General features: G+C 60.4%; 20 protein-coding genes and 1 pseudogene. 13 read left to right on the forward strand and 8 right to left on the reverse strand.

Annotated features, from left to right (window positions below; all coding sequences use genetic code 11):
* Positions 1-33 precede the first annotated feature (33 nt).
* Complete coding sequence (locus AC1MDC_RS26845; RefSeq protein ID WP_007957544.1) at positions 34-303, reverse strand: PepSY domain-containing protein; 270 nt, start codon at positions 301-303, stop codon at positions 34-36.
* Positions 304-457: 154 nt separating this feature from the next.
* Between AC1MDC_RS26845 and AC1MDC_RS26850 the strand changes: the two genes are divergently transcribed.
* Positions 458-1,459 carry a FecR family protein gene (locus tag AC1MDC_RS26850; protein ID WP_480394056.1) on the forward strand — a complete coding sequence of 334 codons (1,002 nt, stop codon included), beginning with the start codon at positions 458-460 and terminating at the stop codon, positions 1,457-1,459.
* Positions 1,460-1,520: 61 nt separating this feature from the next.
* On the opposite strand, the gene pvdQ is transcribed toward AC1MDC_RS26850, so the two are convergent.
* Positions 1,521-3,863 (reverse strand): bifunctional acylase PvdQ, encoded by a 2,343-nt coding sequence (pvdQ, locus tag AC1MDC_RS26855; RefSeq protein WP_480394057.1) that lies wholly within the window; start codon positions 3,861-3,863, stop codon positions 1,521-1,523.
* A 293-nt stretch (positions 3,864-4,156) separates the two neighbouring features.
* Here pvdQ and AC1MDC_RS26860 point away from each other — a divergent pair, with 293 nt between their 5' ends.
* Complete coding sequence (locus tag AC1MDC_RS26860; protein WP_085703067.1) at positions 4,157-4,534, forward strand: fe2+ zn2+ uptake regulation protein; 378 nt, start codon at positions 4,157-4,159, stop codon at positions 4,532-4,534.
* Between the two features lie 18 nt (positions 4,535-4,552).
* Here the strand turns inward: AC1MDC_RS26860 and AC1MDC_RS26865 are convergent, their stop codons facing one another.
* Complete coding sequence (locus AC1MDC_RS26865; protein WP_007957552.1) at positions 4,553-4,741, reverse strand: hypothetical protein; 189 nt, start codon at positions 4,739-4,741, stop codon at positions 4,553-4,555.
* A gap of 157 nt (positions 4,742-4,898) precedes the next feature.
* On the opposite strand from AC1MDC_RS26865, the gene AC1MDC_RS26870 reads away from it, so the two are divergent.
* The 6 genes from AC1MDC_RS26870 (at position 4,899) to AC1MDC_RS26895 (ending at position 12,360) form a co-directional block, all read left to right on the forward strand.
* Positions 4,899-5,036: a hypothetical protein gene (locus AC1MDC_RS26870; protein ID WP_176247735.1), complete on the forward strand. Its 138-nt coding sequence runs from the start codon at positions 4,899-4,901 to the stop codon at positions 5,034-5,036.
* Positions 5,037-5,297: 261 nt separating this feature from the next.
* The gene (locus tag AC1MDC_RS26875) at positions 5,298-6,545 is read left to right on the forward strand and encodes an MFS transporter (RefSeq protein WP_480394058.1); all 1,248 of its coding nucleotides are present in this window, start codon (positions 5,298-5,300) and stop codon (positions 6,543-6,545) included.
* A gap of 15 nt (positions 6,546-6,560) precedes the next feature.
* On the forward strand, positions 6,561-7,691 hold the full coding sequence (locus AC1MDC_RS26880; RefSeq protein WP_480394059.1) for a LuxE/PaaK family acyltransferase: 1,131 nt from the start codon (positions 6,561-6,563) through the stop codon (positions 7,689-7,691).
* Position 7,692: 1 nt separating this feature from the next.
* Positions 7,693-10,143, forward strand: a complete 2,451-nt coding sequence (locus AC1MDC_RS26885; RefSeq protein ID WP_480394060.1) for an aldehyde dehydrogenase family protein — start codon at positions 7,693-7,695, stop codon at positions 10,141-10,143.
* Positions 10,127-11,416: a phenylacetate--CoA ligase family protein gene (locus AC1MDC_RS26890; protein ID WP_480394061.1), complete on the forward strand. Its 1,290-nt coding sequence runs from the start codon at positions 10,127-10,129 to the stop codon at positions 11,414-11,416. The genes AC1MDC_RS26885 and AC1MDC_RS26890 overlap by 17 nt, the downstream gene beginning before the upstream one ends.
* Positions 11,416-12,360, forward strand: coding sequence for a GNAT family N-acetyltransferase (locus AC1MDC_RS26895; protein WP_480394062.1), 945 nt, complete (start codon positions 11,416-11,418; stop codon positions 12,358-12,360). The genes AC1MDC_RS26890 and AC1MDC_RS26895 overlap by 1 nt, the downstream gene beginning before the upstream one ends.
* Before the next feature lie 53 nt (positions 12,361-12,413).
* Here AC1MDC_RS26895 and AC1MDC_RS26900 read toward each other — a convergent pair whose 3' ends face one another.
* A complete protein-coding gene (locus AC1MDC_RS26900) occupies positions 12,414-12,947 on the reverse strand; it encodes a hypothetical protein (RefSeq protein ID WP_085696420.1) in 534 nt (177 codons plus the stop codon).
* Positions 12,948-13,329: 382 nt separating this feature from the next.
* Between AC1MDC_RS26900 and AC1MDC_RS26905 the strand changes: the two genes are divergently transcribed.
* The 5 genes from AC1MDC_RS26905 (at position 13,330) to AC1MDC_RS26925 (ending at position 18,471) form a co-directional block, all read left to right on the forward strand.
* Entirely contained in the window at positions 13,330-15,321 is a 1,992-nt protein-coding gene (locus tag AC1MDC_RS26905; RefSeq protein ID WP_085696421.1) for a methyl-accepting chemotaxis protein, read from the forward strand.
* Between the two features lie 164 nt (positions 15,322-15,485).
* Complete coding sequence (locus AC1MDC_RS26910; protein ID WP_007957572.1) at positions 15,486-15,932, forward strand: DUF411 domain-containing protein; 447 nt, start codon at positions 15,486-15,488, stop codon at positions 15,930-15,932.
* Complete coding sequence (locus AC1MDC_RS26915) at positions 15,932-16,366, forward strand: YqaA family protein (RefSeq protein ID WP_085696423.1); 435 nt, start codon at positions 15,932-15,934, stop codon at positions 16,364-16,366. The genes AC1MDC_RS26910 and AC1MDC_RS26915 overlap by 1 nt, the downstream gene beginning before the upstream one ends.
* 85 nt (positions 16,367-16,451) lie before the next feature.
* Entirely contained in the window at positions 16,452-17,477 is a 1,026-nt protein-coding gene (locus tag AC1MDC_RS26920; protein ID WP_085703074.1) for an alpha/beta fold hydrolase, read from the forward strand.
* A gap of 13 nt (positions 17,478-17,490) precedes the next feature.
* Positions 17,491-18,471: a D-2-hydroxyacid dehydrogenase family protein gene (locus AC1MDC_RS26925; RefSeq protein ID WP_480394063.1), complete on the forward strand. Its 981-nt coding sequence runs from the start codon at positions 17,491-17,493 to the stop codon at positions 18,469-18,471.
* A 34-nt stretch (positions 18,472-18,505) separates the two neighbouring features.
* On the opposite strand, the gene AC1MDC_RS26930 is transcribed toward AC1MDC_RS26925, so the two are convergent.
* From AC1MDC_RS26930 to AC1MDC_RS26945, 4 genes and pseudogenes are all read right to left on the reverse strand, one after another.
* Complete coding sequence (locus AC1MDC_RS26930) at positions 18,506-19,636, reverse strand: hypothetical protein (protein WP_480394064.1); 1,131 nt, start codon at positions 19,634-19,636, stop codon at positions 18,506-18,508.
* Positions 19,626-19,808, reverse strand: coding sequence for a hypothetical protein (locus AC1MDC_RS26935; RefSeq protein WP_480394065.1), 183 nt, complete (start codon positions 19,806-19,808; stop codon positions 19,626-19,628). Before AC1MDC_RS26935 ends, AC1MDC_RS26930 begins: the two co-directional genes overlap by 11 nt.
* 59 nt (positions 19,809-19,867) lie before the next feature.
* The gene (locus tag AC1MDC_RS26940) at positions 19,868-20,617 is read right to left on the reverse strand and encodes a hypothetical protein (RefSeq protein WP_480394066.1); all 750 of its coding nucleotides are present in this window, start codon (positions 20,615-20,617) and stop codon (positions 19,868-19,870) included.
* Positions 20,618-20,987: 370 nt separating this feature from the next.
* Positions 20,988-22,772 (reverse strand): annotated as a pseudogene (locus tag AC1MDC_RS26945) (toxin VasX); the annotation flags it as partial.

Consider the following 22,772-nt stretch of genomic DNA (forward strand, 5'->3'; position numbering starts at 1 on the left):
CATCACCTGCGCATTCCGGCAACGGCCTCAGGATCAGTCTTTCTGATCACGCAAGACATTGCCCGACGCGCCATCGATACGGAACTCGTACACCACGCCGTCCGCCTTGCGCCCTTCCCCTTTCCAATAGCCGTTGTTGTCGGCCTCGATCTCGTAGACCTCGACATAACCGGCCTTGGTTTTAACGATTTCGATAGCCTTTTCGATAGTGATCCATCCAGCGCCCGGACGGTCGGCCAGCGCCGCGCCTGCACTCAGGAGACTGGCGGTGGCGACGAAAGCGGCCAAGGTTCTTTTGATCATTTTTTCACTCCATTCATGGATAGGGTTCATGGGACGTCCTGGTTTTTGGGGCGCCTGAGCGGAAAAAAGTTCAACGTTTGATGGGTAAATGCCATGACGGTTGTTCTCGGCGCCTTCCCCTCAAGGTTAGAATGCGCGAAATCAGGAAGAGTCAATGACCCAGAACACCCTCTCGGAAGCCGAATACGATGCCATCACCGATGCCGCCGCGCATTGGTGCATGCGTCTGCACGCCGTCGACTGCACCGCTGAAGAGTGGCAGGCGTTCGAACAGTGGCGCGATGCACATCCGCTTCACGCATTCGAGTATGAGGCGATGCTGGAGATCTGGGATGTCGCCGAGCATTTGCCGCGCCCCGAGCCTGCGGTGGTTGTACCGAAGACTGCGCCGGCCCGGACGTGGCGCCAATACGCAGTAGCCGCCGCCGTTTGCGCTCTGGCGCTGCCGCTGGCGGCCTGGACCGGATGGAATCTGGGTTGGCTGCCCGACAGCTATCAACACTTCGCTGCCACCGATAATGTGCGCCATGTCACGCTGGCTGACGGCAGTCAGGTCGAGCTGAACCTCAACACCGAGCTGACCTACAGCAATTACAAGGACGAGCGTCGCGTCACCCTGAAAAAGGGTGAAGCCTTCTTCGAAGTCAGCCATGACCTGAGCCATCCGTTCATCGTCAGGGCCGCAGAAGGCAAGATCCGCGTCACCGGCACCCGTTTCAACGTCTGGATGTACGAAGATCAGGTGAAGGTGAACCTGATCGAGGGTTCCGTACTGGTCACCAGCAATACTCAACTGTCGGGCGATGGCTTGCGCCTCGGCCCTTCCATGCAGGCCCGCTACAGGCACGGCGACTTCACGCCGCAAATCAGCCAGACCTATGCCAATGACACTTCTCTGGCCTGGCGCAGCGGCAAACTGATTCTCGACAACCTGTCGCTGAACGAAGCGCTGCCGATGATCAACCGCTACCTGGACAAACCCTTGATGCTCGCCGACAGCGCAACCGGCGCGATCCGGGTGGGCGGCATTTACAACATCAAGGAGCTGAACAGTTTCGCCAGCTCGATGCCAAAGGTGTTGCCGGTGTTCCTGACCCGCAACAAGGAAGGCAACCCGGTGATCAATCCGATGCCGCAACAACCACGAAAAAACTGAAGGCCGTTCCCGTGAGGGAGCGGCCTTCTGCTTTTACGGTGTCAGTCCCTCGGACGGCTGACTACTGCGCCGCGACTTTCCCTGCTTTTTCCAGATCATCGCGTACGGTCTGTACCTGATACTGCGGATCGGCCTTGATCTGCTGTTCGGTGAACGGCAACACGCTCCACTGTTTCTTCGAGAACGCCTCGGTCTGGTCACGGGCGTATTTCGATGCCGGATCGCTGGACAGCGAGAACGCGAGCAGGCCCTGGGCATGCGGCCCCTTGTCATCGAACGTCACGACTTGCAGATAACTGGTGCCACTGACCACTTCCAGCTTGCCGTCTTCACGGGGCACGCTCTGGATGGCGTTGTAGATGCCCAGCGTGCCCGGGCCACCGTGAATCGGGGTTTGCTGGCTACCACTGCTGACCACCTGCACGTCGCCCCAACGGGTTTTCTCGGTCAGACCCATTTTGGTCGCCGACTCGGCCGACGCCAGCATGGCCTCGCGCAACGCCTTGGCCACGTCGGGATTTTCGACGGCCAGCCCGCGCGGTGTGTGCTGCGCGTCCTTCGGATCGAACGCCACGCGCCAGGCCTGCGGCGATTCCTGCATCGCTTGCATGATGCTCTGGAAATGCACCAGGCCGATGCCCGAGTCCAGATTCGCCCGCCCGTCCCACGCTTTCAGACTGCTGCACACCGATTTCAACGCCGCCTCAGACTGCGAGGCACAGAACTTGAACAGATCCGGCATCACCTGAGTTGCCAGGAACACCTGATCGTCCATCACCATGTGTTGCAGGTCCTGCACCGACAGCGGGCCTTTCTTGTCCAGCGTCGCCAGACGATCCAGCGCAAAGCGCGAGCGCAGGCCCAGAGGCTGCCCTTCCTGACTGATCAGCGGCGAGAAACCGGTCAGCGGTTGCGCCGGGTTGGCCAGCCAGGCCGAGTCGTTGGAGTGCTGGACGAAGTCCTTGCGCAACAGCTGCGGCAACTGGCTGGAGGCGTAAATGCCCTTTTGCGCGGCTTGCGGGTCGATGTCCCAGGCGCAGGCGCTGTTGGAGCCGTCGAGCACGATCATTTGCAGGCCGATGCGCGGGTCGCTGCACTTGGCCAGTTTGTCGGCACTGACGTTCGGCACCACCGACAGGTTCATGTACAGCGTCTGGCCCTTGTCATCCACGGCCAGCGTGTTGACCCACGGGATGCCCTGGATCGTGTGCACCGAATCCTGCAGATCCCTGAGATTGCCGGCGCGGTTCATGGCGTACCACTGCTTCAGCACCCGGTCATTTTCGAGGTTGGCATCGCGCAGGCTGTAGGCGTACTCGTTGTCCCAGTCGAGCCTGCCCGGCCACTGCACGATCGGGCCGAACTGCGAACTGTAGATATCGCGCGATACCGGCGTCACCTGCCCGTCCGCCTGCTTGACCTGCACCGTCACCGTCCGCTTGTTCAGCGGCAACGATTGGCCATCGAGCAGGTAACGGGTCGGGTCCTTCGGATCGAGTTGCAGGCGATACAGGGTGAAGTGTTTGGACGAGTCGACGGTGTGGGTCCAGGCCAGGTGCTGGTTGAAGCCGATGTTGATCATCGGCAAGCCCGGCAGCGCCGCGCCCATCACATCCAGTTTGCCGGGGATGGTCAGGTGCATCTGATAAAAACGCATGCCGCCGACCCACGGGAAATGCGGGTTGGCCAGCAGCATCCCGCGACCATTGAACGAGCGCTCGCTGCCCACCGCCACGGCGTTGCTGCCGCGGTCCAGGGCGAAGCGTTGCAGCCGCGTGTCCGCCAGTTGGTAAGCCCGTGCATCGTTTTCGATCTGCGCTGTGGACTGCGGCGGTGTTGCACCCGCCAAAGCTTCGGCGAACTGCCCGACACCGCCCTCGACCAGCAGACGCCGGGTCAGCTTCACGAGGTCTTCGGCGGCGATATCGCGCACCCATTCACCCTGGCACTGTTGCGGCAGCCCCTGCTGGCGGCGCTCGGCCAGATAACGGTTGTAGCCGGCGGCATAACCTTCCACCAGATCACGCACTTCGACCGGCTGCGCCTGCCAGAAGGCATTCACTGCCTGGGGTGTGTTGAGCCATTGGAAGAACAGATCGCTGACGCGGTTCTCGCGCTCCTCGACCGTCAGTTGCTCCGGCCCGAAGTACCGTGACCGCTCGCCGTTGACCGTCACGATCTCGTTGGCCAGCAGGCACAGGTTGTCCTGCGCATAGGCATAACCGATGCCGAAACCGAGTCCGCGTTCGTTTTCCGCGCGGATGTGCGGTACGCCATAACCTGTGCGACGGATATCGGCGCCGGCCTGCCCGGAAGCGGAAGGGCTGAACGCCTGCGCCGACAGACTCAGCCCGAGAAACAGGCCGGCAAGGGTCAGTCCGGTGAATTGCCTGGAAATAGTCACGCTCGCTCCTGATCGAAATGCCGAAGAGCGAACCACCCGCCACCGTGAACACGTCGGGCCCGGCTCGCTCTGAAATCACCCACGCGTCACGCGCAATGAGCCTGTTCAGAAAACGAAGCCGCGGAAAAAAATTTAGTCGGTCACACACCCGTTTGGCGCCGTGATCACGGGGAAAAGACGAAACGACGACAAAATTTCTACATTTTTCGCTTCATGATTTGTCGAGCTGAAACGTCTTGTTTAGAGAGAGCACAAGAAACCTTTCCTGATCAGGCTCTGAAAGGAGTAATCGCATGTACAACCCGCCACTACCATCGGAAGGTAGCCAGACCCCCAAAGGAGCGCCCATGGGTTCGCACGCCGACGTATTCGGGCAACGGGTCGAGCGTCACGGCAATGAACGCATCCGTTTGCTGCTTAAAAGCTTCGGCCTGCGCACCAGCCTGATTCGCCTCAAAGTCATCGACACCTTGCTGGTCGCCGCCGAGGACGACCGTCGCCTGGGTGTGCGTGGCGTGCATAGCCAACTGCTGGATCTGGACATTCCGTTGTCCTTTCTCAGCGTGCGCGAAGTACTCAAGCGCCTGTGCGCCGAAGGCGTGATCACGTTCAACGACGACAAGAGCTACAGCCTCCATCCCCAGGCTGCCGCCGTGCTCAACAGCGATTGATGCACGCGGCAGACGCCGTCAGGGCTTGACCTTGCGGCGCATCACGCCGTTGATCACCACGACCACTACCGCCACACCGATGGCGATGTACTGGAACGTTTGCTCGCTGAGCTTGCCGGCGTTTTGCAGCCAGGACAGGCCGAGCATGATCAGCAGTACGGCGACAGCGATCAGAATCGAATATATCAAGCGTTGCTTATGGGTCATTACAGGTTCCTGAACCGTTGGAATGTATCGGGTTTGTATCGGCGTTGATGCCATGCGCATACCGTTTGACGGGGATGCGCCGCCGTTAACGGGGTCTCATGTTACAGCCGATGAAGAGCTTTGGCTTCAAGCGGCGTCAACCATGAGGATCTTTGAAATGCTGCGTCGAATCACCTGGCTGATTCCTGTCCTTGCACTGCTCGCCCTGAGCGGCTGCATCATCTTTCCCCACGGCGGCTGGCATGGCGATCATCGCCACTACGCGCCTGGCCCGGGCTATTACTACCATCGTTAAGTCAATCTCGCGGAAAGGATGCCAGCGTCCATCCGTTCAAATGCAACAACGGATTTAAGCGTCAGGAGAATTGCCCGCAGGAATGTGGGCGTTTTTTATGGATCGGCGATTACCGGTATAGGAGTCTTCGCCTCCTCAAGTAGGAATGCTGCCCTCCGTAACATTACGCACAACCTCGTCATATACCGTCACACCAATGGCTTAGGGACATTCCCCGCTCCTCCCTACTCTTGCGCTACCTCTCGACGATCGTGAAAGCGCATGCAACGAACTCTCATTCCCCTCCCGCCACTCCAGGCGCTCGGCTTCTGTCTCGCCATCACGCTGTTCGAATGGCTGACCTACATGGCCAGCGACATGGTCATGCCGGCCATGCTGACCGTCACCCGGGATCTGGAAGCCGATGCGGCTCACATTCCCAATGCGTTCAATCTCTATCTGATCGGCGGCGTCTGCCTGCAATGGCTGATCGGGCCTTTGTCCGACCGGTTTGGCCGGCGCCCGCTGTTGCTCGCCGGTTGTGCGCTGTTCGGCATGACCTGTGCGGCGGCCGTCGCCACGCCCGGCATCGAAGTGTTCAACGCCCTGCGACTGTTGCAAGGCATGGGCCTGGGATTTGTCGTGGCGGTCAGTTATCCCGCCCTTCAGGAAGTCTTCTGCGAGGCCGATGCCGTGCGACTGATGGCACTGCTGGGCAACGTCGCCCTGCTTTCGCCCCTGCTCGGTCCGCTGCTCGGCAGTCTGCTGCTGGAGTGGCTGAGCTGGCGCGAGCTGTTTCTCGGCCTGGGCCTGATCGCGACACTGACCTGGATCGGACTGTATACCTGCATGCCGGAGACGATCGGCGTTGTCCGCCACGATGGCGGTCAACAAGCGCCGATCCCCTTCTCCTTCCGCCAGATCAGGACCCGTTACGTGGCGCTGCTGCGCAATCACCGGTTCGTCGGCATCTGCCTTACCCTGGGTCTGATGAGCCTGCCGCTGATTGCCTGGATCGGTCTCGCGCCGCTGTTGCTGGTTCAGTTGCTGGGCCTGACGACCCGCGAATATGCGCTGTGGCAAATTCCGGTGTTCTCGGCGGTGATCGTCGGCAATCTGATCCTCGACAGACTGCTCAGTTCGCGGGATCTGCCGCAATTGATTCGTCTGGCGCTCTGGCCGTTCTGCCTGGGGTTGCTGACCTTGATAGCCACCGCACTGACCGGCCTTTCCCTTGCCGGATTGATGACCGGTCTTGCGCTGTATGCCGTCGGGCTTGGCATGAGCAACGCCGCGCTGTACCGGCTGGCTCTGTTTTCCAGCGATGACAGCAAAGGACTGGTCTCCGCTGCGATCGGCATGATTTCGATTGCCGTGATGGGTGTCGGTGGCTCGCTGATTGCTGCCACCGGCGGCGGCAACCGTCTGGAATCCTTCGCCATTCTGGCGGCGCTGGGCGGTTTGCTCAGCCTGCCTTTGCTGTACCGGTTTCTGCCACATGCCCCGACAGACTCCGCCTCTTCAACATAAAGAAAAGGACGCCTGATGAACCACCTCCCCCACAGCGACGCGCTCTGCGCGTTGACGCAACCCTATTGCCCGGATTCCGTGCCGGACGGACTGTTCAGCCAGGCCATGGCCGAGATCAGCCGGTTTCACTGCCAGCACACACCCGGCTACGAACACTGGCTGAACGCCAATGGCCTGACCGTGGGCGATCTGGATCACCTCGATGACTGGTCGCGACTCCCGCCGGTTTTCGCCAGTTACTTCAAGCGCCAGGCTTTGCTCAGCTCCACCGCAGCGGACGCTCGGGAGCTCACCTCCTCCGGCACCAGCGGCGAGAAAAGCCGCATGCGATATGACGAACGCAGCCTGAGCGCAGCCCAGAACATGGTCGAACGAATCTTCCGGCACTATGCCTGGGCCACCCCGGACACGCCGTGCAACTACCTGCTGCTGAGCTATGAACCCGAAGGACGCATCAGCCTGGGAACGTCCTTCACCGATCAGTTCCTGTGCCGCTTCGCCCCCGTCAACCGCGTGGCCTATGCACTGCGCCGTACGGGCAACGGCCATGAATTCGACAGCTTTGGCGTAATCGCCGCCTTGCAGTCCTTCGCCGAGGAAGGCTTGCCGGTACGAATCTTCGGTTTCCCCGCATTTCTCTGGCAGACCCTGCAACGCATGCAGGCCACCGGGGTGGCCGATCTGCAACTGGCAGAAGGTTCGCTGGCGCTGTTTGGCGGCGGCTGGAAAACCCAGGCGGCGCAAGAGATTCCCCGCCGGCAACTGTACGAGCGGATCCACCGCCAATTGGGCATCGAGGTGTCCCGCTGCCGTGACGGTTACGGCGCGGTCGAGCATGCAGTGCCGTACCTCGAGTGCGCTGACCACCACTTCCACGTACCGGTCTATTCGAAGGTCTTGGTACGTGATCCCGCCGACTTCTCGCTGCTGCCGTATGGCCGTCAAGGCTTGCTGAGTTTTGTCTCGCCTTACATTTCATCGAGTCCGGCGCACGCGGTGGTCATGAGTGACCTCGCCACCCTGCATTCCGGCGACAGTTGCGGCTGCGGGCTGCCAGTGGACTGGTTCGAACTGCATGGCCGGGCGGCCACCACCGCCGGCCGAAGCTGCGCCATGGCCGCGTCTGAACTGCTGGGGAAGCACTGATATGTACCTGATCAACGGACAACTTCACGACGACTACACCTTCGACCTCGCATTGGAAAAGCTTTATCCGGACTTGCCACAACGGCTGGTCACGCCGCTGGACACGGCGACGGTCCTTAACACGGCGGCTACCTTTGCCAGACGCCTGCAAGACCCGGATCTGCCCTTTCCGCTCGACGCTGAACAACGTCAGTTACTGATCGAGTTCTGCCAACCCGCTGCGCTGCGCTGCAAGCTTGAGCGCGAACTCGGCGCACAACCGGCCAGCCTGCGTCGCCTCGATTATCGCCAGCCGCGCTTTGAACGCTGGAGTCCGCTGGGCCTGGTGGTCCACATCACTCCCGGCAACTCGCCGTTGCTGGCGTTCTGCGCGGTGATCGAGGGACTGCTGGCCGGCAACGTCAACTGGTTGCGGCCCAGCAGCAGCGATCAGGGGATGACCGCGCAATTGCTGCATGGATTGGCGCAGTGCGATGCCACCGGCCAGATCGCCGGGCATGTTGCAGTCGTTCCGGCCAGCACGGCCCGGATCGGTGAATTGTGCCAACAGGCCAACGGAGTGTCGGCGTGGGGCGGCGAGTCCGCGCTGCAAGCCATCCGCCAGCAACTCGCGCCTGGATGTCGCTGGATCGACTGGGGCCACCGCATCAGTTTCATCTACCTGACACCGGCAGCGGTCTCGCCACAAGCGCTGGACGCCGTGGCCGATGAAGTCTGCCGCCTCGACCAGCAGGCTTGTTCCAGTCCGCAATGGCTGCTGGTGGACAGTGACGACGAGAACGTCTTGCGCTCGATCGGCAATGGCATGGCCGAGGCATTCGAACGTCGATCCCGACACTGGCCGGCCTTGCAACCTTCAATTCAGGAGGCTTCGCAAATCACCACCCGAACCGCGATGGCGCGACTGGCTCAGAGCTTTGGCGGGGCCAGCGGACAGGTCTGGCAGGCGCCGGACTGGCGCGTCATCTGGAACCACGACCGGCAACTGGGCCCCTCGCCGCTGTTTCGCAGTCTGCTGCTCAAGCCTGTGCCACGTCCGCGGGTCACCGAGGCGCTACTGCCTTGGCGAAACGTATTGCAAAGCGCCGGACTGATGTGTGCCGATCACGAAATGGCCGGACTGGCCCGGACGCTGATTGCCGCCGGCGTCACACGGATTACCCCGGTGCAGGCGATTCACGATGGTTACGAAGGCGAGCCCCACGACGGCGTGTATGCCCTGCAACGCTTGAGCCGGCGCGTGTCGGTCAGCCTGTCGACGACGGCACTGACGACCTGCGCCACGCTCGATCCGCTGCCGGCGCCACCCCGCGTGGCCAATCTGCCGATCATGAGCAAGGAGACCTTCGTCAGCCGTCCTATCCATCCGGCGGCCCGCTTGTATTTCCGCTCGGGTGGCAGCAGCGGCACCCCGGCGCTGGCCGGTTACAGCTACCGCGATTTCGATCGACAGATGCGCGCCAGCGCTGACGGGTTGTTCGCGGCGGGGCTCGACCCGAGTTGCGACCGGGTAATGAACCTGTTCTTCAGTGGGGGGCTGTATGGCGGTTTCTTCAGTTTCTCCAAGGTGCTGGAACTGCTGGGTGCCACGCACCTGCCGATGGGGGCTCCGGCCGATGACGATTACCGCGAGATCGCGCAGGTCATCATCGATCAGCGCGTCACCGTACTGGTCGGCATGCCCAGCACCCTGCACCGTCTGTTCCTCAACGAGCAGGCACGACTGCGTACCTATGGCGGGATCGAAAAAGTCTTCCTCGGCGGCGAACATCCCGGTGAACAAAGCCTCGCCCTGATGCGCAGCTGCGGCGTCAGGCTGATCCGCTCGGCCATTTACGGCAGCGTCGACGCCGGACCGCTCGGCCATGCCTGCCCGGCCACCGGCGATGGGGTGTTCCATCTGATGAGCGATATCCAGCACCTGGAGATCGTCGATTTCGAGTCGGATCGTGCGGTGACCGGTAATGAAACCGGGCGCCTGGTGTTTACCTCCATTGAGCGCGAAGGCCAGGACGTTCAGCGCTACGACGTCGGTGACAGCGGTCGCTGGCTCCCCGGCATGTGTGACTGCGGGCTGCCTACGCCGCGCTTCGAGCTGCTGCAACGTCACGGCAAGTTGATCCGCATCGGCACCGACTTCATCTGTCTGTCGCAACTGGCAGAGCACCTGGAGACCGAGTTCCAGCTGATCCTCGAGCATGCCCCGGACGGACTGGAGCGCATGCGTTTTCGCAGCCCGAGGCTATCCGATGATGTTCAGCGTCGCCTGCTGGATTACCCGACGCTGGCCACGCTCATCCAGACCGGGCTGCTGACCGTCGAGGTAGAGGTTTGCGGCAGCGACGGGTTCACCCGCAACAAACACAGCGGCAAGACGCCGTTGCTGATCGACAATCGGGGCGTTGGTCCCTGCACAGACACGCAAGGAACCGAACATGAACACACGGTTTGAATGGCAAGAGCTGGTCACGTTTGCTCGACAGTATTCCGGCTTTTATGCGCGTCACTTCGCCGAACTTTCCCGGCCGGTCACATCACTGGAACAACTGCCGGTGATTGACCCCGGGGAATACTGGAAAGGCAGTCATGACCTCGACCATTGGCCTGCCCTGACAGCGCCGCTGACTGACGCGCTGGTGTTCAAGACCGGAGGCACCACCAGCGCCGGCAAGTTTTCACTGTTCCGGCGCGAGGAATGGCGGACGCTGGTAACAGACTTCGGTCGCAGCCTCGGCGCGCAACTGAACGCCGGGGACCGGGTCGCCAACCTGTTTTTTGTCGGTGACCTGTATGCCAGTTTCATCTTTACCCACGATGCCCTGGCGCATGTGCAAACCGAGGTTGTCGAGTTTCCCTTTACCGGCCATGTCGACTCGATCCTGCTGAGCGATGCGATTGCCCGGCACCGGATCAACGTGCTGGCGGGCCTGCCCGCCCATCTGCTGACCTTCGCAGCCTGGCTCGAACAACAGGGCCGGACTCTCGAGCACATCACCGCCCTGCTTTACGCCGGTGAAAGCCTGTTTGACGCCCAGTTGCGACGGCTTGAGCGAGTGTTTCCCAACGCCCGAGTGGCGTCCATCGGCTACGCCAGCGTCGACGCCGGCTTCATCGGTGCCAGTCATCGCGACTGTGCCCTGGGTGAACATCGGGTTCCTGAAGGTCACGCACTGCTGGAAATCCTCGACGAGAACAGCGGCGAAGTGATCGAAGAATGCGGCCGGTCCGGACGACTGGTGATGACCAACCTCACACGCCGGTTGATGCCGTTGATCCGCTACCCGGTCGGTGACCGTGCATGCTGGTGCGAACCGTCCGGCACGCCCCGGCGCAAGTTCGCATTGATGGGCCGCTGCGCCGACAGCCAGCGGGTGCGCGTGGGTATCCTGACCCTGCTGCCGCAATCGATCGGCGAGACAGTGTGGCGCATCACCGGCAGCGACGAATGGCAACTGGTGATCGAGCAGGAGGGTGCGACGGATATTCTGCGTCTGCACTGGGCACCGGACGCTCTGTCACCGGCAATCGCTGAAGCCGACCAGACACTGCATCGCGCCTTGCTCGAAGACTATCCGTTGATCGAGCAACTGAGCGCCGATCACCAGCTTGCGCTGCGGATTCGCTGCTGCACGACGCAGGAACTGGAACGTCATCCACGCTCCGGCAAACGTCAGCGTGTGCTGGACCGTCGTGTCTACAACGGCCATAACCAGGAGCGTTGCTGATGGATTCCATCACCCTGCGAAGTTATCGCACCAGTGACGCTGCGGCGGTCAGTCGCCTGTTCAGGAAGATCTATGGCGATCATTACGCTCAGCCGCATGTTTACCTGCCCCGGTTGATCAGCCAGAACCACGCCGACGGCCACTGGCATTCGTTGGTGGCGGTGTCCGACAATCGGGTGGCGGGCCACTCCACGCTGATTCTCGACAAGGAATCGTCCATCACCGAGCTGGCGCTGAGCGTGGTGGATCCGCAGATCCGTGGGCAGAACGTCGCCACTGAACTGGGCCGGCACTTGCTGATCCATGCGCAAGCGTTGGGTTATCAGGGCGTCACGATCAAGCAAATGACCCATCACCCCTACACGCAGAAAATGGCCGCCGGTCTTGGGTTTCACAACACCGGCTTATTGCCCGATCATGCGCCTTCGCCCTTTGGCGACGCCGTGACGGAATCGCTGGTATTGGGTTACGCCCCCGTCGATGGTTATCAGCGCCCGCTGCCGGCATTGACCTGGCCGGATGAATGCCGTGAGTTCATGCAACAGCTGTGCGACGTGTTCGGAACGCGGTTGAACGTGTCGCCGTGGATCGGCGCGCCGGCGCAGCTTGAGCCGCGCTGGGGGCGATATGACGGGGTTTTCAAAGAAGTGGACGACAGTTTGCTCAAAGAATTGCAGCAACTGCCCGACCATTGGCTGATATCGATCAGACTCAGGCTGGCGCAGGGTTTCGACAAGGCCTGGCACCGGCTGTCGACGATAGGCTTCGTGTTCAGCGGACTGGCGCCCGATGACAGAGGAGCAGGATGGCTGGCGTTGTTTCATCGGGGATTCCAGCCCAAATCCCTGTCCTTGCATTGCCCGCAAATGCAGCGATTGCATGACGATATGCAGCGGCAGATCGCACCGCCGGCCTGTCATCGCAGAAGTGGCAGCCGCCCATAAACGCCGCATATAAACGAAAGGGCCCACCCCGTTACCGGAGTGGGCCCTGTCTTTCAGGCCTTGGCTTTTACACCTTGATCGGTAGGAGGCTTGCGCTCCCCGCCCTGACCGTAAGTCTGCAGGCTCTGCAGTACATAAATGGCTTTCTTGTACTCGGGGATCAACGTATTCGCGTACTTGTTGCCCTTGAGATTGTTGTTCTGGATGGTATCGAGTTGCGTGGCGAAATACTCCAGCGCATTGAACTTGGCGTCCGGGTCTTTCTGGATGCCGAAGCGATCGAACTTGTCGCCTGCATTGAGCAAGGTCATGGACGTGATTTCGGAAATCAGGCCGCGGCTACGCAGCATTGCGCTCAGGCTGCCCAGTTGCTTGGCCGAAACATTGGTCGGATCGAAACCCTTGATGTTCTTGTGCAGACCCTGCTTGTCCATTTCCGCCGTATTGATCACGGTGGGATCGTTGCCGACCAGGGCCAGCATCTGCTTGACCTTCACGCTTTGAGAAACCGGTTTGCTCGAGCTTGCTGTATCTCGAACCAGCAAACCCGCCTTGGGTTGCCAGGCACCGGTATATCCGATAGTCATGCGCAGGCTCCTTGCGAAGAAAACATGAAAAATTCCTTGTTGAACCACTTTTGAGTTGCCCGGAGTATCGGCCGGCAAACTAGTGGCACCAACTCCTTTCTGCACTTTTTTACAATTTTTGTACATTCACGATACAAACCGTAAACCGCCCGGAAATACGGGACGAGAGCGATCATGACAAGGTGATTAAAGTGGGTTTATTGCTCTAATGTTCGGCCCGGTTAGTTCTTGTGTATCAGGCCCGATATGTTCCTTTGGTCGGGATCGCTTTTTTTAGGACGAAAGTACCTAAAGCTTCCCGAGGACCCGACGATACGTTAGGAAACCCGCGCTGTTTTTTTCCCTGCCCACAATAAGAATCCCTGCTCAAGGACCGGTTTCCATGCCCGCATTCCGCACCATTCAGGCTCGCTACACGCTGTTTCTGGTTCTGTTCATTCTGCTGTTGTCAGTTCTGACGGTGGTTGGCATCAGCCAACTGGTCGCGCCCAAGCTGCGCCATACCGAAGAACAAGTCGTGCTCAACCGCATTGCGGAAGTGGCCGAGCAGATCCAGGGCGAATTGAACAAGGTCCAGGCGCAACAGCGCAGCATCACCCAGACCATCCCGTTGCTCGACAGCGCAGCCATCGACACCGTGTTGCCGGGGCTGGTGGATCAATACGGTGAACTGAAAGTATTCGGCGGCGGCATCTGGCCGTTGCCCGGTCAGCGTGAGGCCGGTCGCAACAAGTTCAGTACGTTCTGGCACCGTGATGCCTCCGGCAAACTGGCGGTGAACACCTTCTGGAACAGCGACGCGGCCCCCAACTATTACGACCAGAGCTGGTACAAGGGCGGCATGCAGACCCCGCGCGGCCAGTGTGCCTGGGCTGCTGCCTATAAAGATGACGCCAGCGCCGAACCACGCACCAACTGCGCCATGGCCATTCAGAAAAACGGCAGCGCCTGGGGCGTCTCGACCATCGACGTGACCCTGGGCTTCTTCAACGATCTGGTGGCGCGCAAGGAAAAAGACCTCAACGCCGAAATGCTGATTGTCGAGGCCGACGGCAAGATCATCAGCAACAGTTCGCGCATCAGCGGGCCGATCGTGCTGAAAAACATCAGCGAACTGGCCGGCGGCTCCACCTTCGCCAGCCAAGTCAAGGCCGGATTGCAAAACCGCGAGCAGGCGCAGCGCGTCGAATTCGACAACCACGGTGAAGCCAGCACGTTCTTCATGCGTCCGATCGAAGGCACCCCGTGGTTCCTCGCCACCGCGCTGCCCACCAAAATGCTCACCGCCCAGCGTGACGACGTGCTCAGCAGTCTGAGCCTGTTGCAGATTCCGCTGGTGATTCTGCTGGTGCTGTTGCAGGTCTACGCGATCCGCCAACTGGTTTCGCGCATGAAAGCGCTGAAAGCCAATATCGATTCGCTGTCCAGCGGCGATGCCGACCTGACCCGGCGCATCACCATCCGCGCTGAAGACGAACTCGGCGCCATCGGGCATTCGGTCAACACCTTCATCGCCTACCTGCAAAACATGATCGGCGAAGTCACCCAGGCTACCGGCGCCATGGCTTCGAGCCTCGACAACCTGCAACGCACCTCGGCGCACACCAGCCAGATTCTGCTGCGTCACGCTTCGGAAACCGATCAGACGGTTACCGCGATCAACGAAATGAGCTCGACCGCCGAAAGTGTCGCGCAAAATGCCGCCGAAACCGCCGCCTTCACCCAGCGCGCCAACGAAAACGCCGACCGTTCGCGCATCGTGGTCGGTGAAGCGTCCGGCAGCGTGGTTGCGTTGATCGACGAGGTGGCCAGCGCCACCCACAAGGTAGAAAGCATGCAGCAGGACGCCCAGCGCATCACCGAAATCCTTGGTGTGATTGGCGCCATCGCCGGCCAGACCAACCTGCTGGCGCTCAACGCTGCGATCGAAGCGGCACGGGCTGGTGAACAGGGTCGCGGTTTTGCGGTGGTGGCGGACGAAGTCCGTGCCCTCGCCGCCCGCACGCAGGCCAGTACCTCGGAAATCAACGAGATGTTGACCCGCCTGACCCAAGGCGTGAGCTCGTCGGTCAGCGCCATGGAAAACACCCAGGCCAGCTGCCAGTCGGCCGCCGATGCCACCACCCGGGTCAACAGCGGGCTGGACGAAATGGCCGGTGCAGTCAGCCACATCAACAGCCTCAGCACTCAGATCGCCACCGCCGCCGAACAGCAAAGTGCGGTCACCGAAGAGATCAACCGCAGCATGGTGCAGATCCGCCACATGGTTGATGAACTGGTAGAAAGCGGCCAGGCCAGCGAACTCAACACCCGCCAGCTGCTGGAAGCCAACAGCCGGGTAAGCGCGATCATGGGGCGTTTCAAGGTGCGCTGACAGTTTTGTCATCTTGTGCTCAGCGGCCTGTCAGCTTTGATCTACGATCATGTTGGCAGGCCTGCCTCGTATCACTTGGAAACACTCCGTTGATGCCCGGCAGGAAAAACCGGTCAAAATGCCTTCCTTTTTTGACCGTTTCTCCTTTGAGCCGAGAGCCCCCCATGCGAAACCATCTGCGTCTGGCCGCCCTGAGCGCATTGTTTATCTCCTCCCTGGCGCAAGCCGCCGACCTCATCCCGATCGAAGTCCACCGCGACGCCAACTGCGGCTGCTGCAAGAAGTGGATCAGCCACCTGGAAGCCAATGGCTTCAAGGTCGAAGACCACGTCGAATCCGACATGAGCAGCTTCAAGCAACAACACGGCGTACCGCCGCGTCTGGCGTCCTGCCACACGGCGATCATCAACGGCAAATTCGTCGAAGGCCATGTTCCGGCGGAACAGGTGCTGGCCCTGAGCAAGCGCGACGACCTGCTTGGCGTTGCTGCACCGGGTATGCCGATGGGTTCGCCTGGCATGGAAATGGACGGCATGAGCGATGCGTATCAAGTGATCGGCCTGAAGAAAGACGGCGCCGATGTCGTGGTGGCGGATTACCCGGCCCATTGATGACGGCGGGTTATCTCGGGCTGTTCCTGGCCGCGTTTGGTGCAGCAACCCTGTTGCCGCTGCAATCGGAAGCCGTGCTGGTCGGGTTGCTGGTCAGCGATCGTTACTGGCTTTGGGGCCTGCTGGCGGTGGCGACGCTGGGCAACGTCCTCGGTTCGCTGGTGAACTGGTGGCTGGGGCGCGGGCTGGAACGGTTTCAGGACCGGCGCTGGTTTCCTGTCAGCCGCAAACATATGGAACGCGCCCGGGTTCACTATCAGCGCTATGGTCACTGGTCGCTGCTGTTCAGTTGGTTGCCGGTCATCGGCGATCCGCTGACGTTGATCGCCGGGGTCATGCGCGAACCTCTTGGACGATTCCTGTTAATCGTCACTATCGCCAAAGGCGCCCGCTACGGGGTGCTGGCGATGCTCACCCTGGGCTGGCTCGGTTGAACGATCGGGCCCGGACATTGCCTGTGTTTAACGTCGCCCTAATCCGGCCGTTCCAGCCTCGGCCGATTTCTTATGGAGTTGTCCTATGTCTGTGTCGCTGACCCGCTGGCTGCCCGGCCTGTTGCTGACCGCCGCCCTGCCCCTGCTTGCTCACGCCGAAGGCCCGCAATACGGCCCGGAACTGCAAGGTTTCGATTATCCCTACACCCTCAAACACTTTGCCTTTCAGTCTCAGGGCAAGTCACTGCAGATGGGTTACATGGACGTCGCCGCCCACGGCAAGGCCAACGGGCGCACCGTGGTCCTGATGCACGGCAAGAATTTCTGCGGCGCGACCTGGGACAGTTCGATCCAGGCCTTGAGCGAAGCCGGCTACCGGGTGGTTGCCCCGGATCAGATCGGTTTCTGCACCTCCAGCAAACCCGATCACTACCAGTACACCTTCCAGCAACTGGCGGCCAATACCCAGCAACTGCTCAAGGCCCTGGGCATCCAGAAAGCCACTCTGCTCGGCCACTCCACCGGCGGCATGCTTGCCACCCGTTATGCGCTGCAATACCCGGATCAGGTCGAGCAACTGGCGCTGGTCAATCCGATCGGCCTGGAAGACTGGAAAGCCCTCGGCGTTCCCTATCGCAGCGTCGATCAGTGGTATCAGCGCGAATTGAAAGTCACCGCCCAAGGCATTCGTGACTATGAACGCACGACCTATTACGACGGGCGCTGGAAACCCGAATTCGACCGCTGGGTCGACATGCTCGCCGGGCTGAGTAACGGCCCGGGCAAGACTCAGGTCGCATGGAACTCGGCGCTGATCTACGACATGATCTTCACCCAGCCGGTGTACTACGAGTTCAAGGACCTGAAGATGCCGACCCTGCTGCTGATCGGCACTTCCGACACAACCGCCATCGGCAAGGACATCGCGCCGCCGGAAGTGAAGGCCAAAATCGGTCACTACGAGGTGCTGGGCAAGCAGGTTGCCAAACTGATTCCTCAGTCCACGCTGGTGGAGTTCCCCGGCATGGGCCACGCCCCGCAGATGGAAGAGCCGGCGAAGTTCCACCAGGCACTGCTGGGCTGGCTGGACAAAACCAATCCCGTTCGTTGAAGAGGTAACGCTGATGGCGGTGCAGATTGCGGTGATCGATGACTGGCAGGACGTCGCGCGGGGCGTAGTCGACTGGTCGGTGCTCGCCAGTCTCGGCAAAGTGACCTTTGTCCATGACTACCCGGCGGACAACGCCACACTGGCCGAGCGTCTGGGCCCATACGAAGTGATCTGCGTGATGCGTGAACGCACGCGCTTCGATGAGGACCTGCTCAAGCGCTTGCCGAACCTGAAGCTGCTGGTCACCGGCGGCATGCGCAACGCGGCGCTGGACATGCCGGCCGCCGCCCGGCTCGGGATCAAGGTCTGCGGCACCGACAGCTATAAGCACGCGGCGCCGGAACTGACCTGGGCGCTGATCATGGCCGCCACCCGCAATCTGGTGAACGAAGCCAACGCCTTGCGCGCCGGCCAGTGGCAGCAAGGGCTGGGTGGAGACCTGCACGGCAAGACCCTCGGCATTCTCGGGCTCGGCAGCATCGGCCAGCGGGTGGCGCAGTTCGGTCAGGTGTTCGGCATGCGCGTCATCGCCTGGAGCGAAAACCTCACCGCCGAGCGCGCCGAACAGGCCGGCGTCACCTATGTCAGCAAGCAACAGCTGTTCGAACAGGCTGACGTGCTGTCGGTGCACCTGGTGCTCAGCGACCGCAGCCGGGGTCTCGTCGATGCCCAGGCACTGGGCTGGATGAAGCCGACCGCGCTGCTGGTGAACACCGCGCGCGGGCCGATTGTCGACGAAGCGGCGCTGATCAAGGCCTTGCAGAAACAGCGCATCGCCGGTGCGGCCCTGGACGTGTTCGATCAGGAACCGCTGCCGGCCCTGCACCCGTTTCGCACCCTCGACAACGTGCTGGCCACGCCCCATGTCGGGTATGTCAGCCGTCAGAACTATGAGTTGTTCTTTTCACAGATGATCGAGGACATTCAGGCCTGGTCGGCGGGAAACCCCATCCGGCTGTTGAACAGATCGGACGCCTTGACCGGTGGTGGCTAAGCCACCGGGCAACCTCGCCATCGATAACATCCACTCATGCTTGGCGACCGTTGGTCGATGCCATACGCTGCACCTCGGCAAAAATCTCGGTGATCGGCCGATGCGGCTGGCGCTTTTGCAGTTGACGTACCTGCTCGCTCAGCCGCAGCAACTCTTCACTCGGTTTGGCCCACTGCTCTTTCGGCAGCGGCTCCGACCATTGGCGCATGGCCTCGGGTAGTGCCTGTTTGCCGATCCTTTGGAAACGGCGCACTTCCCATTCGACGAGTCGATTGGGAATCGTCCACAAGGTCATGACGTGATAGAGGTACCAGAAGAAACCCGACAACCGAGAACGAGAGCCGTCGCGGATCTGCTGATGCATGCGCGCTCGGGCATTGCGGAAGGTGTGCAGGCCTTCGTGGAGCGGGTCGTCGGGGCCTTGCAGGTCTTGCAGATCCTGGATCGATTTGAGGTCGTGGATTTCGTATTCCATGTAGCCGCGAATGGCCTCCCAATGGCTGATCGCGAGGGGCAGGCCGGCGCATTGGAATTCAAGGCTGGTGAGGGTTTCGCCGTGGTAGAAGCCGATGCCCATGCCGTACTGGCGGTGAATGCCGTATTGGGTGGCGCCCTGGGCTTCGATGATCCAGGCGGAGAGGGATTCCCAGGGGACGAAGACCGGATCAGTGGCGCCTTCGGGCATGAAGCAGACTTCGCGGCGTTGGCGGTTGAAGCGGGTCGGGATGATTGAGGCGCGTTTTTTGTGGTTGTGGTGCCAGACGCCGAGGCCGATAAGTAGTCCCCAGAAAAGGGCAAGAAATGCTTTTCCATAGGCCTCGTGAAAAATCCCGTTTATTGCATGAGTTATGTCCTCCCATCCCATGCCAAATAAAAAAAACAGGAACCCGCCTATTAAGGGAAATATAAAGGCGATCATGCATGCAACGCTGAAAGGGCCTCCCAAAATGACTTGCCATGAAAATACCTGTGGAGATCCGAGGCCAAAGTCCATGTATGCGTCATTCAGGCTCCCGATATGAGGTCCATAGGGAGGCATTGGTGTTGGCAAAGGTAGCGGTGCGAGATAGGTGACCTTACCGCCCGGAATCGGCTCAACTTCTCCTGCTTTTCGAGGTGTCTCGACTTGCGGAATAACTCCCGGCTCGACGTGATTATTCAGCATGAGCGGCCTGCTCCAGAAATTGGGTTTCAACTAGCAAAACCGGTGGTTTCTCGTTCACCAGTTGCGGAGCAACCACCGCAAAATGCCCCTCTCCCCTAGGATCGATATGAATGACACGGGTGCGCGATGTCCATTCACCTTTGTCGTTCAAGTTCTGAATACTGACGGCCAATTCCGGAGTTTCCTTCGCTGGCGTGAATTCGGCCCCCGTTCGCTGTTTGGAAAAACAATTCATGCGCGGCGCTTACCCGTAGATGCCGTGCGCTGCACCTCGGCAAAGATCTCGGTGATCGGCCGATGCGGCTGGCGCTTTTGCAGTTGACGTACCTGCTCACTCAGCCGCAGCAGCTCTTCACTCGGCTTGGCCCACTGCTCTTTCGGCAGCGGCTCCGACCATTGGCGCATGGCCTCGGGCAGTGCTTGCTTGCCGATCCTTTCGAGACGCCGCACTTCCCATTCGACGAGGCGATTGGGAATCGTCCACAAGGTCATGACGTGATAGAGGTACCAGAAGAAACCCGACAGCCGCGAACGAGAGCCGTCGCGGATCTGCTGATGCATGCGCGCTCGGGCGTTGCGGAAGGTGTGCAGGCCTTCGTGGGGTGGGTCGTCGGGGCCTTGCAGGTCTTGCAGATCCTGGATCGATTTGAGGTCGTGGATTTCGTATTCCATGTAGCCGCGAATGGCTTCCCAATGGCTGATCGCGAGTGGCAGGCCGGCGCATTGGAATTCGAGGCTGGTGAGGGTTTCGCCTTCGTAGAAGCCGATGCCCATGCCGTACTGGCGGTGAATGCCGTATTGGGTGGCGCCCTGGGCTTCGATGATCCAGGCGGAGAGGGATTCCCAGGGGACGAAGACCGGTTCGGTGGCGCCTTCGGGCATGAAGCAGACTTCGCGGCGTTGGCGGTTGAAGCGAGTCGGGATGATTGAGGCGCGTTTTTTGTGGTTGTGGTGCCAGACGCCGAGGCCGATTACAAGCATCAAACACCCTACAAAAACCGAAACCCCTTTCCCTACATCGAAAAGCCCCTGGATAGCATGAGAGACATCATCCCAGCCATTACCAAATAAAAAGAACATAGATCCGCCAATCAGGGGGAGCAGGAACGCAGCTGAAAAAGCGACGCTTAGTGGCCCACCCAGAATGACTTGCCATGAAAATACCTGTGGAGATCCCAGGCCAAAGTCCATGTAACAATCGTTCAGCTCACCGATATGTGGGCCGTAAGGTGGAATCGGTGATGGCAAAGGTAAGGGTGCCAGATAGGTGACTTTACCGCTCGGGAACGGCTCGATGTCTCCTGCCGCTCTAGGTGTCTCGACTTGCGGAATAACTACCGGTTCGACGTGATTATTCGGCATGGTCTGCCTGCTCCAGAAATTGGGTTTCAACCAGCAAAACCGGTGGTTTTTCTTTCACGAGCTGCGGAGCAACCACTGCAAAGTGCCCCTCTCCCCTTGGGTCGATATGAATGACACGGGTGCGGGATGTCCATTCACCTTTGTCATTCAGGTTTTGAATACAGATGGCCAGCTCCAGCGTTTCTTTCGCCGGGGTGAATTCGGAATCGGGATCTACCGGGTACTGCAGGCAGAGCACCAAGCCTTCCGCTGAAGACTTGACGATGCGCAGGCTGCGGAGGACTTCTTCGCTGACCACATCCTTGCGCTCTCGTGGGGTTCCGCGACTGTGAAGCGGCATCGAAATGCGGTGGGCTCCGACGCCCAGGAGGTGAGTAGCGTTCCCACCCAAAGGCGGCAAAAGATCACCCAACGTCAGCTTGGGTAGCACGAGATGGATATCGCTGGGTCTGGCTTTGAACAGCAGGTTCTTCAGCCAGGAGTCATACAGGCTGGGACCCAGTTGTGCGTAAGGCGCGTGGATCAGAAAGGCCAGATAACTTTGGTAGTCCTCGAGCGAGTGGTCACCGCGCATCTCGGCATCCCGGCTCCAGGGTGTGATTTTCAGCCACTTGTCGTGAGCGCTGAGGTTGTAGCGATTGAATAGCCAGGTGCCGCTCAGTTCCAACACAGTGAACAAGGCCCCGGCCAGATTGAAGCGGAAAAACACAGTGGAAAGGCGTGTACCAGCAGCCGACCAAGCGGCTGTTCTGGCCGCTTTATTCGGTGCGGTTAGCACCTTGAATGTGGCGTGGACAGTATTACTCAAACCATAGGCATTTACCGCCACCATTCCCCCGGCCCCCAAGATAGCCAATGAAGCTGTTTGCTGCGCATTTTGGCTTCCGCTACGAACCGCTTGCTGCCAATTTTGGTACTGGTTATTCAGACTGATCGCTGATGACACCAACCCAAAACCATAGGTGAAGGCGCCCAGCCCAACATGCAATTTCCCCATCTGCACATGTACGTGCTCCAAAGCAACGCCCTGCAACCCAGCAACAAGTGCCGTGCTACGAGCTTTCAAAGCCGTATCCGCCAAGCTTTGCGCCGCTGTAAACCCGGCCGCGCCAGTTGTTGCGAGAGCGCCATAAAGCGAACCCCACGCTCGCTTGTTCTTGATCTGAGTGGACAGCTCTTTGATTACCCCCACCAAATTCACCACCTGCACCAAAACCACCACCAACCCCATCCCTTCCGTCTTCACCAGACTCCCCGCCGACACCCCGCCCAATCCCGCCCGAATATTCCCCAACAACCCACGCAGCTCCTGCTGCTGCGCCGGCGGAAACACCACCGTCACCCCTGCCCTTGCAGGCGTCGCGCCGTAGAGCCGGGCCGATTGGTCCGGCAGTTCGGCAATCGGGCTCAGCGCCCCCGCCAGTTGCGCTTCGATCCGGGTCAACTGCGCCCGCACCCGGACGATTTCTTCCTGCAACTCCATCGCCCTTGGGGTTTTGTGTCCTTGGCGATTCTTGTTGTGGGTGATCTGATTGCGCTCACGGTTGAGGGTCATGAGGTATTCGCGTTCGCGCAGAACTTCCTTGATCGCCGTTTGCAGCGCGGACTGCTCTGCGGGGCTGGCGACGGTGAAGGTCACGCCGCTGGTTTTCGCCGCGTCGAACAGGCGCAGGCGCAGTGCTTTGGGCAGGCGCTGGAACAGTTCATCCAGGTCGGGGATTTTCTCGCCCGACAGGTCGAAGCCTTCCAGCACACGGTTCAGGCCCAGGTTCAA

The organism is Pseudomonas sp. 1 (genome assembly GCF_056626735.1).

Coding starts and splice junctions, on each gene's coding strand:
- AC1MDC_RS26845 (WP_007957544.1), bottom strand. CDS start 303: ATGATCAAAAGAACCTTGGCCGCTTTCGTCGCCACCGCCAGTCTCCTG.
- AC1MDC_RS26850 (WP_480394056.1), top strand. CDS start 458: ATGACCCAGAACACCCTCTCGGAAGCCGAATACGATGCCATCACCGAT.
- AC1MDC_RS26860 (WP_085703067.1), top strand. CDS start 4,157: ATGTACAACCCGCCACTACCATCGGAAGGTAGCCAGACCCCCAAAGGA.
- AC1MDC_RS26865 (WP_007957552.1), bottom strand. CDS start 4,741: ATGACCCATAAGCAACGCTTGATATATTCGATTCTGATCGCTGTCGCC.
- AC1MDC_RS26870 (WP_176247735.1), top strand. CDS start 4,899: ATGCTGCGTCGAATCACCTGGCTGATTCCTGTCCTTGCACTGCTCGCC.
- AC1MDC_RS26875 (WP_480394058.1), top strand. CDS start 5,298: ATGCAACGAACTCTCATTCCCCTCCCGCCACTCCAGGCGCTCGGCTTC.
- AC1MDC_RS26880 (WP_480394059.1), top strand. CDS start 6,561: ATGAACCACCTCCCCCACAGCGACGCGCTCTGCGCGTTGACGCAACCC.
- AC1MDC_RS26885 (WP_480394060.1), top strand. CDS start 7,693: ATGTACCTGATCAACGGACAACTTCACGACGACTACACCTTCGACCTC.
- AC1MDC_RS26890 (WP_480394061.1), top strand. CDS start 10,127: ATGAACACACGGTTTGAATGGCAAGAGCTGGTCACGTTTGCTCGACAG.
- AC1MDC_RS26895 (WP_480394062.1), top strand. CDS start 11,416: ATGGATTCCATCACCCTGCGAAGTTATCGCACCAGTGACGCTGCGGCG.
- AC1MDC_RS26900 (WP_085696420.1), bottom strand. CDS start 12,947: ATGACTATCGGATATACCGGTGCCTGGCAACCCAAGGCGGGTTTGCTG.
- AC1MDC_RS26905 (WP_085696421.1), top strand. CDS start 13,330: ATGCCCGCATTCCGCACCATTCAGGCTCGCTACACGCTGTTTCTGGTT.
- AC1MDC_RS26910 (WP_007957572.1), top strand. CDS start 15,486: ATGCGAAACCATCTGCGTCTGGCCGCCCTGAGCGCATTGTTTATCTCC.
- AC1MDC_RS26915 (WP_085696423.1), top strand. CDS start 15,932: ATGACGGCGGGTTATCTCGGGCTGTTCCTGGCCGCGTTTGGTGCAGCA.
- AC1MDC_RS26920 (WP_085703074.1), top strand. CDS start 16,452: ATGTCTGTGTCGCTGACCCGCTGGCTGCCCGGCCTGTTGCTGACCGCC.
- AC1MDC_RS26925 (WP_480394063.1), top strand. CDS start 17,491: ATGGCGGTGCAGATTGCGGTGATCGATGACTGGCAGGACGTCGCGCGG.
- AC1MDC_RS26930 (WP_480394064.1), bottom strand. CDS start 19,636: ATGCTGAATAATCACGTCGAGCCGGGAGTTATTCCGCAAGTCGAGACA.
- AC1MDC_RS26940 (WP_480394066.1), bottom strand. CDS start 20,617: ATGCTTGTAATCGGCCTCGGCGTCTGGCACCACAACCACAAAAAACGC.